This is a genomic window from Agrobacterium tumefaciens (genome assembly GCF_005221325.1).
Taxonomy (GTDB): domain Bacteria; phylum Pseudomonadota; class Alphaproteobacteria; order Rhizobiales; family Rhizobiaceae; genus Agrobacterium.
In genome coordinates this window covers 914,423-927,702 of sequence record NZ_CP039888.1, presented here as the reverse complement: position 1 = coordinate 927,702, position 13,280 = coordinate 914,423, and the positions used below count along the sequence as shown (strand labels likewise).

General features: G+C 58.9%; 15 protein-coding genes. 10 read left to right on the top strand and 5 right to left on the bottom strand.

Annotation, left to right across the window (positions count from 1 at the left end; genetic code table 11):
• The gene (locus tag CFBP5499_RS04915; protein WP_080825353.1) at positions 1-1,158 is read right to left on the bottom strand and encodes an AI-2E family transporter; all 1,158 of its coding nucleotides are present in this window, start codon (positions 1,156-1,158) and stop codon (positions 1-3) included.
• Between the two features lie 51 nt (positions 1,159-1,209).
• On the opposite strand from CFBP5499_RS04915, the gene CFBP5499_RS29905 reads away from it, so the two are divergent.
• From CFBP5499_RS29905 to CFBP5499_RS04885, 7 genes are all read left to right on the top strand, one after another.
• Entirely contained in the window at positions 1,210-1,350 is a 141-nt protein-coding gene (locus tag CFBP5499_RS29905; protein WP_158523270.1) for a hypothetical protein, read from the top strand.
• Between the two features lie 80 nt (positions 1,351-1,430).
• On the top strand, positions 1,431-2,225 hold the full coding sequence (locus tag CFBP5499_RS04910; RefSeq protein WP_080825354.1) for a class I SAM-dependent DNA methyltransferase: 795 nt from the start codon (positions 1,431-1,433) through the stop codon (positions 2,223-2,225).
• Positions 2,226-2,347: 122 nt separating this feature from the next.
• Complete coding sequence (gene purM, locus CFBP5499_RS04905; RefSeq protein ID WP_080825355.1) at positions 2,348-3,421, top strand: phosphoribosylformylglycinamidine cyclo-ligase; 1,074 nt, start codon at positions 2,348-2,350, stop codon at positions 3,419-3,421.
• Entirely contained in the window at positions 3,418-4,092 is a 675-nt protein-coding gene (purN, locus tag CFBP5499_RS04900; protein ID WP_080825356.1) for a phosphoribosylglycinamide formyltransferase, read from the top strand. The genes purM and purN overlap by 4 nt, the downstream gene beginning before the upstream one ends.
• A 131-nt stretch (positions 4,093-4,223) precedes the next feature.
• Positions 4,224-5,159, top strand: a complete 936-nt coding sequence (locus CFBP5499_RS04895) for an omptin family outer membrane protease (protein ID WP_080825357.1) — start codon at positions 4,224-4,226, stop codon at positions 5,157-5,159.
• 102 nt (positions 5,160-5,261) lie between these two features.
• Complete coding sequence (locus CFBP5499_RS04890; RefSeq protein ID WP_080825358.1) at positions 5,262-5,501, top strand: type II toxin-antitoxin system Phd/YefM family antitoxin; 240 nt, start codon at positions 5,262-5,264, stop codon at positions 5,499-5,501.
• On the top strand, positions 5,501-5,899 hold the full coding sequence (locus CFBP5499_RS04885) for a type II toxin-antitoxin system VapC family toxin (RefSeq protein ID WP_080825359.1): 399 nt from the start codon (positions 5,501-5,503) through the stop codon (positions 5,897-5,899). The genes CFBP5499_RS04890 and CFBP5499_RS04885 overlap by 1 nt, the downstream gene beginning before the upstream one ends.
• Here CFBP5499_RS04885 and CFBP5499_RS04880 read toward each other — a convergent pair.
• The gene (locus CFBP5499_RS04880) at positions 5,896-6,522 is read right to left on the bottom strand and encodes an NUDIX domain-containing protein (protein WP_080825360.1); all 627 of its coding nucleotides are present in this window, start codon (positions 6,520-6,522) and stop codon (positions 5,896-5,898) included. The two genes, CFBP5499_RS04885 and CFBP5499_RS04880, sit on opposite strands and share 4 nt — an antisense overlap.
• Positions 6,523-6,586: 64 nt before the next feature.
• Positions 6,587-8,812, bottom strand: a complete 2,226-nt coding sequence (locus CFBP5499_RS04875) for a molybdopterin-containing oxidoreductase family protein (RefSeq protein WP_175416622.1) — start codon at positions 8,810-8,812, stop codon at positions 6,587-6,589.
• A gap of 41 nt (positions 8,813-8,853) precedes the next feature.
• On the opposite strand from CFBP5499_RS04875, the gene CFBP5499_RS04870 reads away from it, so the two are divergent.
• Entirely contained in the window at positions 8,854-9,717 is an 864-nt protein-coding gene (locus tag CFBP5499_RS04870; protein WP_080825361.1) for a 23S rRNA (adenine(2030)-N(6))-methyltransferase RlmJ, read from the top strand.
• A 4-nt stretch (positions 9,718-9,721) separates the two neighbouring features.
• Here the strand turns inward: CFBP5499_RS04870 and CFBP5499_RS04865 are convergent, their stop codons facing one another.
• Entirely contained in the window at positions 9,722-10,669 is a 948-nt protein-coding gene (locus CFBP5499_RS04865) for a lysylphosphatidylglycerol synthase domain-containing protein (RefSeq protein WP_080825362.1), read from the bottom strand.
• Positions 10,670-10,867: 198 nt separating this feature from the next.
• On the opposite strand from CFBP5499_RS04865, the gene CFBP5499_RS04860 reads away from it, so the two are divergent.
• Together CFBP5499_RS04860 and CFBP5499_RS04855 are read left to right on the top strand one after the other, a co-directional pair.
• On the top strand, positions 10,868-11,626 hold the full coding sequence (locus CFBP5499_RS04860; protein WP_080825363.1) for a ribonuclease T2 family protein: 759 nt from the start codon (positions 10,868-10,870) through the stop codon (positions 11,624-11,626).
• A 31-nt stretch (positions 11,627-11,657) separates the two neighbouring features.
• Positions 11,658-12,254 carry a glutathione S-transferase gene (locus CFBP5499_RS04855; protein ID WP_080825364.1) on the top strand — a complete coding sequence of 199 codons (597 nt, stop codon included), beginning with the start codon at positions 11,658-11,660 and terminating at the stop codon, positions 12,252-12,254.
• 115 nt (positions 12,255-12,369) lie between these two features.
• Here CFBP5499_RS04855 and CFBP5499_RS04850 read toward each other — a convergent pair whose 3' ends face one another.
• On the bottom strand, positions 12,370-13,026 hold the full coding sequence (locus CFBP5499_RS04850) for an outer membrane protein (protein ID WP_080825365.1): 657 nt from the start codon (positions 13,024-13,026) through the stop codon (positions 12,370-12,372).
• Positions 13,027-13,280 lie beyond the last annotated feature (254 nt).

Below are 13,280 nucleotides of genomic sequence, written 5' to 3'. Positions count from 1 at the left end.
TCAGCTCTGAGAGTCAATCTTCCCGGAGGACGCTTCCCCTTCTTCCAGGGCGGGGTTGGCATCCCAGGGAAGGTTGGCGGCGTGCCCATGGTAAAGATCGCTTTCAAGATACCGCGACAATGCAAAGCGGACAAGCACGCCAACGGCCGCCGCAGCCGGCACGGCGATCATAAGGCCGACGAAACCGAAAAGGGCACCAAAGGCGAAGAGAGCGAACATCAGCCAGACCGGATGCAGGCCGACGCTTTTGCCGACAAGCTTCGGCTGCAGGATGTTGCCTTCGATGAACTGGCCGGAAAAGAACACGACGAGCGTCAGGAAGACATAGATATAGTCCGGCCAGAACTGCACGATGGCGACGCCGACGGCGAGGATGAGACCGACCATGGAGCCGATATAGGGAATGAAGCTGATGAGGCCGGAGAAAAGGCCGATCAGCAGGCCGAAATTCAGGCCAACCAATGACAGGCCGACGGCATAATACACACCCAGAATGATACAGAGCGACCCCTGCCCCCGCACGAAACCGGCAATCGTCTTGTCCATGTCGCGGGCGATCTGGCGCACGGTATGCACGTAATCGCGCGGTATCCAGCTGTCGACCTTGTCGATCATCCGGTCCCAGTCGAGCAGCAGATAGAAGGCGACGACAGGCGTGACGACCAGCAGCGACATGACATCAACCAGCGATTTGCCGGAATTCCAGATCTGCGTCAAAAGCGTGCCGATGAAACCTGCGCCCTCGGTCAGCAGCTTCGAAAAATTCTCCTTCACGGCGTCGATCTGGCTGCTCACCCAATCCGGAAGAAGATTGGTATCGGCGCCGGCGATCAGCTGCTGCAACGAGGAGACATATTGCGGGATGCGCGTGATGAATTCCGACGCCTGGGCGACGATCAACGGAATGATGATGATGAGCGACAGCGCAAAGATCAGCACGAAGGAAACGAGGATGACGACGGTCGCCATCAACCGGCTCAAGCCCCGTCGCTCCAGCCAGTCGGCCACCGGATCGAGAAAATAGGCAAGCGCCATGCCCGCGACGAAAGGAAGGAGAATGGAGCTGAAGACCATCAGGAAGAGGACAAAGACGGCAAGCACACCGATCCAAAAAAACACCTGCCGGCGCAGGCTCGTGCCGCTCACATGGGGTTGCATTCGTTCATCCTTCTGTCGCCGTGCCATCATCGCCCATCATGGAGATAGGATGTGCGTATGCATATGGTCAAGACCGGCGCTGTTGCCCGCGCCATTGTGAAGAGCGCCTGCGGATCACTGCGTCTTCCGCGCAAGCCCTGCATATCGGTAAAATCGCTCATTTCCGGCCAACCTGCCGCAACGGCAAGTTGACCTGGGGCAAATATTGGACAACTATCAAATATTGCCGGGCGGGCGAAAAACGCTCCTCATGCCCGGTGGCCGGAGGCACGATGCAGAGATCAAGTGAAAATGGCATCGCGGAATATAATGCCGGTCTCTTCGACAACCCCGAAGTTGCCGAATGGTACGACGGCCAGCAGCTTTATCTCGCCGAACGCATCATTCTCGAAGACTTCCGCCATGCCTATGCCGGCAAGCGGCTGCTCGATCTCGGGGTTGGCACCGGACGGACGACAAAACCGCTTCTGCCGCTGGTGGACGACTATATCGGCATAGACCGTTCGCAGCCGATGCTTTCGCTGGCGCGGCACAACTTTCCCACGGCCACATTTCTCGACATGGATGTGCGGGCAATCGGCCAATTCGGGGCGGAGCGCTTCGATTGTGTGCTTGGCGCACTCGCCATCCTGAGCGCCTTCGATCATGAGGACCGGCTCGCCATCATCCATGCGGTCCGCAGCATCCTGTCTCCGGATGGTTACTTCATCTTCTCGTTTCATAATCGGCAGTGGAAACGGGCCGGCGGCATGCCGCTGCATCGACGCTCCTGGCATCCGCGCGAGGTGGTGAATTCGCTGCATCCGCAAAGCTGGATCAATTATCTGCGGCTGCAATCCGCCACGCGGCAAACGCCTGAATATGCCATTCTCGCGGATCAGGCGCATCGCTGGAGCGGCCTGTTTTATTTCATCGACCTTGCCGCCCAGACCCGCCAGTTGCAGGATGCGGGCTTCGAGGTGGTCGCCCGTTATGGCGAGAACGGACGGCGGATCGAGGAAAATTCCGATACGTCCAATGATGGCCTGCTCAATCTCGTCTGTCGTGCCGCTTCGCAGTCATCGTGAGCGCCCGACATGGCAGCCCTGCCAAAGCCGTTAAAAACCGGAGCTTTTGCCACTCAAACCCTTGCATCAGGCCCCGTCCCGTGCGAATGGCGACGCCAAAGGAACCAGCGGAGACGAGAGCCATGAGCCAGTCGGGCAAGAACGGTCTTACCTATAGTGATGCGGGTGTGGATATCGACGCCGGCAACCTGATGGTCGAAAAGATCAAACCGGCGGTGCGCTCCACGCGGCGTCCCGGCGCAGACGGCGAAATCGGCGGCTTCGGCGGCCTGTTTGATCTGAAGGCGGCGGGTTTCACCGATCCGGTTCTGGTCGCCGCCAATGACGGCGTCGGCACCAAGCTGAAGATCGCCATCGACGCTGACTATCACGACACCGTCGGCATCGATCTCGTGGCCATGTGCGTCAACGATCTCGTCGTCCAGGGCGCAGAGCCGCTGTTCTTCCTCGACTATTTCGCCACCGGCAAGCTCGACCCCGACCAGGGTGCGGCCATCGTTTCCGGCATTGCCGCCGGTTGCCGCGAATCCGGCTGTGCGCTGATCGGCGGTGAAACCGCTGAAATGCCGGGCATGTATTCCGATGGCGACTACGATCTCGCCGGCTTTGCCGTGGGTGCGGCCGAACGCGGCCAGCTTCTGCCGGCCGGTGATATTGCCGAAGGCGACGTCATTCTCGGCCTCTCCTCCTCCGGCGTTCACTCCAACGGTTTTTCGCTGGTGCGCAAGATCGTATCGATTTCCGGTCTCGACTGGAGCGCGCCCGCCCCCTTCGCCGACGGCAAGAAGCTCGGCGAAGCGCTGCTGACGCCGACCCGCATCTATGTGAAGCCGCTTCTGAAGGCGATCCGCGAGACCGGCGCGCTGAAGGCGCTTGCGCACATCACTGGCGGCGGTTTCCCGGAGAATATTCCGCGCGTTCTGCCCAAACATCTCGCCGCCGAGATCGATCTTGCCGCAATCAAGGTTCCGGCCGTCTTCTCCTGGCTTGCCAAGACCGGCGGCGTCGAAGCCAATGAAATGCTGCGTACCTTCAATTGCGGTGTCGGCATGATCGTCGTCGTTTCGGCTGAAAATGCCGGCAAGGTCACCGACGCGCTCACGGCGGAAGGCGAAACTGTCTTCCCGCTCGGCCGCATGGTCGCCCGCGAAGAAGGCGCGCATGGCACGATCTACAAGGGCACTCTCGGCCTATGATGAGCGCCGCCTTCTCGTCCGGCCGCAAACGTGTCGTCGTTTTCATCTCCGGCGGCGGCTCCAACATGGTGTCGCTGGCCAAGGCCTGTCAGGCGAAGGATTTTCCGGCCGAAATCGCCTGCGTAATCTCGGACAAGGCGTCCGCGGGCGGGCTGGCAAAAGCCCGGGACCTCGGCATTGCGACTCTGGTGTTCGAACGCAAAACCTATGGCAGCAAGGCCGAACATGAAGGTGCCATACTGGCCGCACTTGGCGAGATCGCGCCTGATATCATCTGCCTGGCCGGTTACATGCGGCTGATATCGGGGGATTTCATTGCCCCCTATGAAGGCCGGATCATCAATATCCACCCTTCCCTGCTGCCGCTCTTTCCCGGTCTTCACACCCATCAGCGGGCCATCGACAGCGGCATGAAGATTTCCGGCTGCACCGTGCATTTCGTCACCGAAGGCATGGATGAAGGCCCCACCATCGCGCAGGGCGCGGTGCCGGTGCTTTCCGACGACACGGCCGATACCCTTGCGTCACGGATTCTGACAGTCGAGCACCAGCTTTACCCGCTGGCCCTTAAATTGCTTGCTGAAGACAAGGTGCTAATGGAAGGCGGAAAGACTATCTTCGCTGCCGACGAAATTAAATCCGAGCACCGAAGCCTGATATCCGCCTCATAATTTCTTTATTACTAAATTACAAAACGAATAATATTGTAATTTATTCTGAATAAACCGATCATTTACCATAATCATCTTTAATGGCGTCAACGGCCTTTCATTTCAGGCCCTCCGGTCATTCAGGAGCGATTATGCCATTTTCGAGATTTTCACTGCCGATTTCGCTCGCCTTGGCCATGAGCACGACCGTGCCAGCAATGGCGGAACCGGGCGGCATAACCGCCTCGCTGGATGCGGGCGTTCTTAACATCAAGGCGACAGAGACTTTCTACGACGGAAGCCATAAAAACAGTCAACTCGACTGGAAAACGACGAATGCTATGGCCCTGCGCGGATCGCTCGGCTTGGAGCTCTCGCCCGACTGGCGCGTGAAGGCGGAAGGACGCGTTGGTTTTGAAGGTGACGGCTATTTGACTGACTATGACTGGTTGCGTCCCTACTACAGGGATACCTCGAAGGATGGCTGGAGCCATCGTTCACAACACGACGACACGCGCCTCGATCATTATTTCTCCGGAAGCCTGGAATTTAACCGGACATTGCTGGAAGATTCGCTGCAATATATGAGCGCTGGCATCGGTTTTCGCTACACGGATGTGAAATGGTCCGGATACGGGGGTACGGGAACCTATAGCACAGCGGCCTTTCGCGACAGCCCGCGCGCATGGAAAGACGATCTGAAAGTAATCACGTATCGGCAACAAATCCCCGTTGTCTATGGGAATCTCAGCGGGGGCAGGAAGTTCGGTAACTGGTCGCTCAATGCCGGCCTTGAAGGCGGTGCGATGGTGTATGCCAAAGCGACGGACGACCACTGGCTACGAAATACCCGATTCACTGACAAGTTCGATATCGGTGGCATGTTCGGATTGAAAGGTGGCGTTGCTTACAATCTGACCGAAAACGCTTCCATCTATCTCGACGGCGCTTATGAATATACCGGCTTCGGCCATGGAGATAAAACTGCGGTGCCCATCGGCGGCTCCAACGGCTTCGTTTATAAAAACGCAGGCGGTGGCGACATGCAGTCGCTTTTTGTGGGAGCCGGGGTGAAAGGCCGTTTTTGATTTCACGCACCGTGTTGGTCGCGGCACGACCTACTTGGCCAATCACTTGACCAACCTCGCCTACGGGCCTATTTATTACAAACAGGATTGGGTTGGGCTGCAATGACGATTACGATCAAGATCGGTGAAGCGAAAACACATCTCTCGGAGCTTCTTGTGAAGGTAGAAGCGGGAGAAGAGATCATCATTGCCCGAGGAAACGAGCCTGTGGCACGCCTCGTCAAAGCAAACGACCTAAAATCTCGAGAGCAGCTCATCGCTGCAATTCGCACCGAGCGGTCGCGCCGAAAGAGTGTGACGGCGGATGAAATCAGGACGTGGAAAGAGGAAGGCCGCAAATAATGGCCTTTGTTGTGGACGCCTCGGTTGTCGCGGCATGGTTCCTGCCTGATGAGGATAGTGCCGTTGCCGACGAAGCACTGGCGCGGCTGAAAACGCAGGACGCTTTGGCACCGGATCTTCTGTTGCACGAGTTGCGCAACATATTGCTGTCAGCCGAACGCCGGAAGCGCATTTCTGCAGATGACATCTTTGCTATACTGATGCGTTTTTCCAGTCTGCCGCTCACGCTCTCCCCCAGCACGGATCATGTTTCAATCATTCGCCTGGCACAAAAACACGCTCTCTCCGCCTACGATGCCGCTTATCTATCGCTTGCAATCGCGCACAACGCGCCTCTCGCAACGCATGACAGGAAGCTCGCAGCAGCGGCCAAGATGGAGAGCATGGCCTTCGTTTAAGGCTTGCTCAAAACCGCGCGATTCAACATCGCCCATTGCAGCAGGATGATCGTCTTGGAATCGGTGATTTCACCTGATGCGATCATCGCGAAGGCCTCGTCGAGGCCATAGGTCAGAACCTCCAGATCCTCGCCTTCGTCCTCCAGCCCGCCGCCGTTGCCGGCTTGCACGTCGAGGTCGATGCGCGCGACGAAGAGGCTCACCTTTTCCGTCAGCGTGCCGGGGCTCGCATACATATCGAAGAGATACTCGACTTTTTCGACCGCATAACCGGACTCTTCCATCGCCTCGCGGCGAATGGCATCGGCGGCATCGTCGTCATCGAGAAGCCCCGCCGGTACCTCGATCATGAAGCTCGGGTCATCGTTCACGAAAGCGGCGGGGCGAAACTGGCGCACCATCACCACGCTGTCGCGTTTCACGTCATAAAGAAGAATGGCGGCGGCGCTGCCGTGGTCATGCACTTCCCGCACGATGCGCATCGTCCTACCGTCAGGCATACGCTGGTCGAAAATGAGCTTCTGCATGTGCACGAAGCCCTTCCACACCGTTTCTTTTTCCACCAGCCGGATTCTGCCGGTGTCCAAGTCGGTCGGAAGATTTTTCGCCTGCGTCTGTGTCAACGGATATGTCCTTGCCTGTCGTGGGATTGTTTCAGACTGCCTGTGTTGCGGTGCAATATCAAGCCTAGCCGGCCTCGCAAGCCTCGTCGTCGCGGCGCAGCCACACCTTATTGTCGTGAAACGCCGCGCCGCCATAAGGGGCGACGGCATCGGCACCGGTCAGAACATTGATGCCCTCACCGTCCAGATGCGCCTTGTTCGGCCACAGGCCCTCGGCAATCAGCACGCCCGGCCTTGCGCCCTCCACGATCTTCGCATGGAGGCGCACTTCGCCGCGTGCGTTGCCGATGCGGACGATATCGCCATCCGCAATATCGTTGCGGGCAGCATCTTCGGGACAGACCATCAATTCCGGACGGCCTTCCTTCTGTACGGAGGTTTTGGTTTCCGCGAAGGTGGAATTCAGGAAGTTGCGCGCCGGTGAGGTCGCCAGCCGGAAGGGATGGTCCGCATCCGCGACCTCGATGACATCGACCTGATCGGGGAATTTCGGAAACTCGGAGACAGGCCCCATGACGCCGATGTTCTTCGGCGGCTTGTTCGGAGACGGTCCGGTTGCCCATTCCGGGCTGAAGCGGAACTTTCCGTCGCCATAACCAAAGCCCTCGAGATAATGCGCCACTTCAAACGGCGGCTGCGCGTCGATCCACTTTTCTTCCGCCAGCGTGTCGAAATCGCCCCAGCCACTGGTTTTCAACATGCGATCGACGTGATCGCGGGCCGAAAGGCCGAAGCCCGGCATATGGTCGATACCGAGGCGTTTTGCCAGTTCCTCGATGACGAAGAGGTTGGTGCGCACCGTTTCCGGCGGCTCGACCAGCTTGGGCCCGAGCAGAATGTGGTTCTGGCCGCCGGCGCGATAGATATCGTCATGTTCGAGAAACATGGTGGCCGGCAGCACGATATCGGCCACGTCAGCCGTCTCCGTCATGAACTGCTCATGCACCGCTACGAAGAGATCGTCGCGCAGGAAACCCTGTTTCACCAGCCGCTGTTCGGGCGCGACATTGACGGGATTGGTGTTCTGGATGAGCAGCGCCGTCACCGGACCGCCATGACGCAGCGCTTCCGCGTCCCCCGTCAGCACGCGGCCGATCTGCGACTGGTCGAGCTGGCGCACATCAGGGTCGGCGTAGGAACTGCCCATCAGTTCCGCCTTGTTGAGCCGGAAGATATCGCCATTATTGTGGAACGCGCCGCCGCCCTCATATTGCCAGGACCCGAGCACAGTGGCGATCGAAAGCGCCGCATGCATGGCGACCGCGCCATTGCGCTGGCGGGCAAAACCGTAACCCAGCCGGAAGAACGTCTTTTTCGTGGTGCCGACAAGCCGCGCGAAAGCCTCGATCTCCTCCACGGAAAGACCGGTGATTTCGGATGCCCATTGCGGCGTCTTCGACTTCAGATGTGCTTCGAGCCCCGCCGGATCGTCGGCGAAGCGAGCCATGTAATCGCGGTCGGCATAACCGTCGCGGAAGGCAATGTGCATGATGGCGCAGGCCAGTGCGGCATCCGTGCCGGGACGGACGACGAGGCGCATATCCGCCTGTTTCATGGTCGGATTGTCGTAGATATCGACAACGACGATCTTCGCGCCGCGCTCCTTGCGGGCTTTCACCGCATGGGTCATGACGTTGACCTGCGTGGCGACCGCATTTGTACCCCAGATGACGACGACATCGGCCTTGCCGATCTCGCGCGGATCTGGACCACGGAGCGCACCGGTGCCCATCACATAACCCGTCCAGGCCATGTTGGTGCAGATCGAACCGAAGAAGCCCGAATATTTCCTGGCGTGGCGCAGCCGCTCGATGGAATCGCGCTGCACCTGCCCCATGGTGCCGGCGTAAAAATAAGGCCAGATGGCCTCGGCGCCGTGGCGGGCTTCGGCCTTGACGAAAGCGTCGGCCACCTCGTCCAGCGCCGCTTCCCAGGAAATCTCCTGCCAGTCGCCTGCCCCTTTTGCGCCCTTGCGGCGCTTCGGCGTCAGCAAACGGCCGGGATGGTAGATGCGCTCGGAATACCGCGCCACCTTGGCGCAGATGACGCCGGCGGTATATGTATTGGCATTGGCTCCGCGCACGCGGCCGATGCGGCCATCGGCATTGATATCGACCTCCAGCGCGCAGGCGCTCGGACAGTCATGCGGACAGACCGTATGGCCAATACGGACTTCGGCCCTGGAGGCGGCTTTTTCAGCGGAAATCGGGGTCGCAACGTTCATGTCTTTTGTATATTGCATCAATGATGCGGCAAAAAGGCCGAAGTGACGTCCATCAAGAATATTCATCCTGACCATTCATCCCGGTAAACGGCAAGCGAGACATATCCATGAACTACCGCCACATCTATCACGCCGGCAATTTCGCGGATGTCCTCAAACATGCCGTTCTCACCCGCCTCGTGCGTTATCTCCAGAACAAGGACAAGGCGTTTCGGGTGCTGGACACCCATGCCGGCATCGGGCTTTACGACCTCACCTCGGAAGAGGCGCAAAAGACTGGCGAATGGCAGACCGGCATCGGCAAGCTGATGGAGGGCGATCTGCCCGCGCCCATCGCCGAATTGCTGGAGCCCTATCTTGCCGCCGTGAAGGAGCTCAATCCGGAAGGCGGCATACAATTCTATCCCGGTTCGCCGAAACTCGCCCGTATGCTGTTTCGCCCGCAGGACCGGCTTTCGGCCATGGAACTGCATCCGGATGATAGCCGCGCGCTGGCACGGCTCTTCGAGGGCGATTATCAGGTTCGCGTCACCGAACTGGATGGCTGGCTGTCGCTCGGTGCGCATCTGCCGCCCAAGGAAAAGCGCGGCCTCGTCCTCGTCGATCCGCCCTTCGAACTGGAAAACGAATATCAGCGGCTGGCCGATGGCCTGAACAAGGCTTACCGGCGTTTTTCCACCGGCACCTATTGCCTGTGGTATCCGTTGAAGAAAGGCGCGCCGATCAAGGATTTCCACGAGCGGCTGCAATCCTTCGAGATTCCGAAGATGCTGTGCGCGGAGCTTTCCGTCCGAAGCGACCGGCTGGATGGCCTGAGCGGTTCCGGCCTCATCATCGTCAACCCGCCCTATACGCTGAAGGACGAGCTGCACACGCTGCTGCCATTCCTAAAAACGGTGATGGCGCAGGATCGGTACGCATCGCACCGCGCCTTCTGGCTGCGCGGCGAGGAGAAGCCGGAAGAGGATTGAGGTTCTACCGCAACCCTTCCCGCTTCTGCGCCTGCGCAAGCTGTGATCGTTCAAAGAACAGGATCACGAACAGCGCCATGATAAAGGGAATGATGAGGTAGAACAGGCGGAACACCAGAAGTGCGGCGATGACATCCGCAGGGTTCATATCCGGCAGGCCGGTGACGAAGACCAGTTCCAGCACGCCGAGCCCGCCCGGCGCATGCGAGATGAGCGCGGCCGAAAAAGACACCAGAAATATGCCGAGAATGACCATGTAACCGGGATTCCCGGCCTCCGGCAGCGCAAAATAGATGATACCGGCCGCGCCGATCAGCTCGATCGGGCCAATGACCAGCTGTTGCGCCACCAGCTTCGGCGCGGGGTATGGCAGCACGAAGGAGCCGATTTTCAGCGGCTTCAGTCTGAGCAGGCTGCCGAGGACATAAAGGCTGACGAAGAGAAGCAGCACAATGCCCGTCGTGGTCGAGGCTTCGACGGGCAGGATGCCGGTGAACCGTTCGGTGATGTCAGGCTCGTATAACAGCACCAGACCGATCAGCATGATCGTGCCGATGAGGAAGGTGAAGGAGCAGAGGCCGACGAGGACGCCCACTTCCGCAACGCTCAGCCCCTTGGAGGTATAAGCCCGGTATCGCACCACCGCCCCCGAGAATACGGATGCCCCGACATTGTGGGACAGCGCATAGGTGGTGAAAGAGGTGAGCGTGATGAAGAACCAGTTCACCTTGCGGCCAAGGTGTTGCAGCGCGATGCGGTCGTAATCGGCAAGCGCGGCATAGGCCAGCAGGGTTGCAAGGCCGGAACACAGCCAGTCCCGCACGCGAATGGCTTTCAGGCTGTCCCAGAGATCATCAAGCGACAGGCCACGCAATTCGTGAAAGAGCAACCAGGCGGAAAAACCGATCGTCGCGAAACCAACGACGGGCCAGATGTATTTTTTGAATTTCATGCGGTCATGCCGCCTATTTCCCCCAACATCGCCGCAGCCCTGTTTCCGTCTTTCGCGGAAGATTCGCCCGACTTTATTCGTTATGCGGCGAAGCTTTCAACCTTTTTGCCCGTTTGCCTCGTTCACAAATTTATGTAAGACCGGATCATCGCCCGACGGCGATAAGAGGTGGTCCAGTCTCCGGGGAACATGCACCGAATGAAACGATATGCAGGTTTCATCGCCTTGGGTCTTCTGTCGCTTGCGGCACTGTGGTTTGCGCAGGAAAAACCCGCTTCGAAAGGACCGGAAACCGACCGGCAGACCCCGGCTCAGCAGCAAACCGCTGCACGCCCCCAACAGAATACGGCCCGGCAGAATGCGGACAATGCCCACCCCCCTCGCGGTGCGGGTTTCGATTTCTACGTGCTTTCCCTGTCCTGGTCGCCGGCATTCTGCGCCAGTTCCGAAGGTTCCGGCAACCGCCAGCAATGCGGCAGTGACAGGCGTTACGGTTTCGTGGTGCACGGGCTGTGGCCGCAGAACGAGAACGGCTATCCTGAATTCTGCCGAAGCAGCGAACCGGAACGGGTTCCCGACGCGATCGGCCGCAGCATGTTCGACATCATGCCGTCCATGGGCCTGATCGGCCACCAGTGGCGCAAACACGGCGCCTGCTCCGGCCTGTCGCAGAAGGATTATTTTGCGGCGACACGGGCGGCGTTCCAGGCCATCACGTTGCCGGAGAAAATTTCCTCCGGCGCGCAGGCCAATACGCTCTCCGCCGATGCCATCGAAACCGCCTTCAGCGATGCCAATCCGGGCTTGTCGAAACGCGGCGTCTCGATCAGTTGCGACGGCAGGCGACTTGAGGAAGTGCGCATCTGCCTCAACAAGGACATGACCTTTCGCGATTGCCCTGAACTGGACCGCAAGGGCTGCCGCGCCAGCGCCACCGAGATCATACCCATACGCTGATTACGCCATATCAACCCCATAGGACCCGACCATGGAACTGCTTTATTCGCCCGCCTCCCCCTACTCCGCCAAGGTGCGCATGGCCGCCCGCCATCTCGACATTGATGTCACCTCCGTGCGCGTCGACACCAATGCCGAACCGGCCACGCTGATGGACAACAATCCGCTCGGCAAAATCCCGGTTCTGCTGCTGGATGAAGGCGGCTCGGTCTATGACAGCGTGGCGATCATGCATTATCTCGACCGCCTTTCGGGCGGCAAGCTTTACCCCAAGGGGAACGGCAAGCGTACCGAAGCCGAAATTCTGGAAGCGCTGTGCGACGGCATCATGGATTGCCTGCTCGCCATCGTTTACGAGCGGCGTTTCCGCCCGGAAGATAAAATCCACCAGCCGTGGATCGACAAGCAATGGAGCAAGGTGGTTCGCGGGCTCGATCACCTCAACGCCAACCTGCCGAAGACAGGCAAGAAGCTGCATGGCGGCCATTTCGCCCTTGCGGCGATGATCGGCTATCTCGACCTGCGTTTTGCCGGTGAATGGGCCGAGGGACGCGATGCGCTGGCAGCGTGGCCAGAAACCTTTGGCAAGCGTTTCGACGCCTATGCGGAAATGAAGGCTGCCGCCTGAGGCCAGGTGAGCAGGATGCCCGGCTTCGTCGGCCGGGCATCCTGTCTAAGAGCGAATCTCAAAAACAAAAAGCCGGAGCATGGCCCCGGCTTTTCTTTGACCGATCCGAGAAGGATCAGAACTTGACGCCGATACCGGCCTTGACCGAGTGGTCGTCAAAACCACGCGAGAAGGCGTCGTTGCCGAGCGTGTAGTCCTTCTTCTGGTAATCGCTGTAGCGATATTCCAGACGAGCGGTGATGTTGTCGGTAACCATGGCTTCAACACCGGCACCAACCGTGTAACCGAGAGCCGTGGCGCTGTCCTTGTTGACGCCGTCACGAACCTTGTTGTCGGAGACAGCAAGACCGGCCGTACCATAGAGCAGGAACGGGTTCATGTCGTAACCGACGCGGCCACGCAGCGAGCCGTTGACGCCCTGCTTGCCTTCGACGGCGCGACCGGCAACCGTACCGGCGGAGCCCTTCTCGTCGCCCAGGTTCACGTCTGCTTCAGCACCGTAAACGATCTGGCCGCTCTGCATGTTGTAACCACCGTAGAGGCCGCCACCGAAGCCCTTGGCGTCACGGCCGTCATTGCTGGAGCTGAAACGGCCCCAGTCATAGTTGACCGTACCACCGAGGTAGGCGCCGGACCAATCCTTGACCGCGGCGGGCTGGTCGTAGGCTACCGGTGCCTGCGGCACTTCATTTACGGCGTCAGCGGCGTGAGCAGCCGAAAAACCGGCGGCTGCCATGGTCGAAGCCATAAGGGTTGCTACGAAAATACGCATGTTATTCTCCTTTCAGGACCGCTCTGCACTCAAAACATTGTTTTCAGACGCGGTAAAATCGTCGGGTTAATTTGCCCCTCTGGAAACTGAACTTGATGGGAGAATGCGGAGATCAAAGAGCCAAAATGTGAATTGTTTGGGGCAGAGGCGTGACTAGAATTAGACGTTGCCTAATTGCCACAAGGGTTTTATTAACCCTAACAGAAGCCTAACCAGCAATAGATCGCCTTTAAACTTAGTTATATTCAAATTAA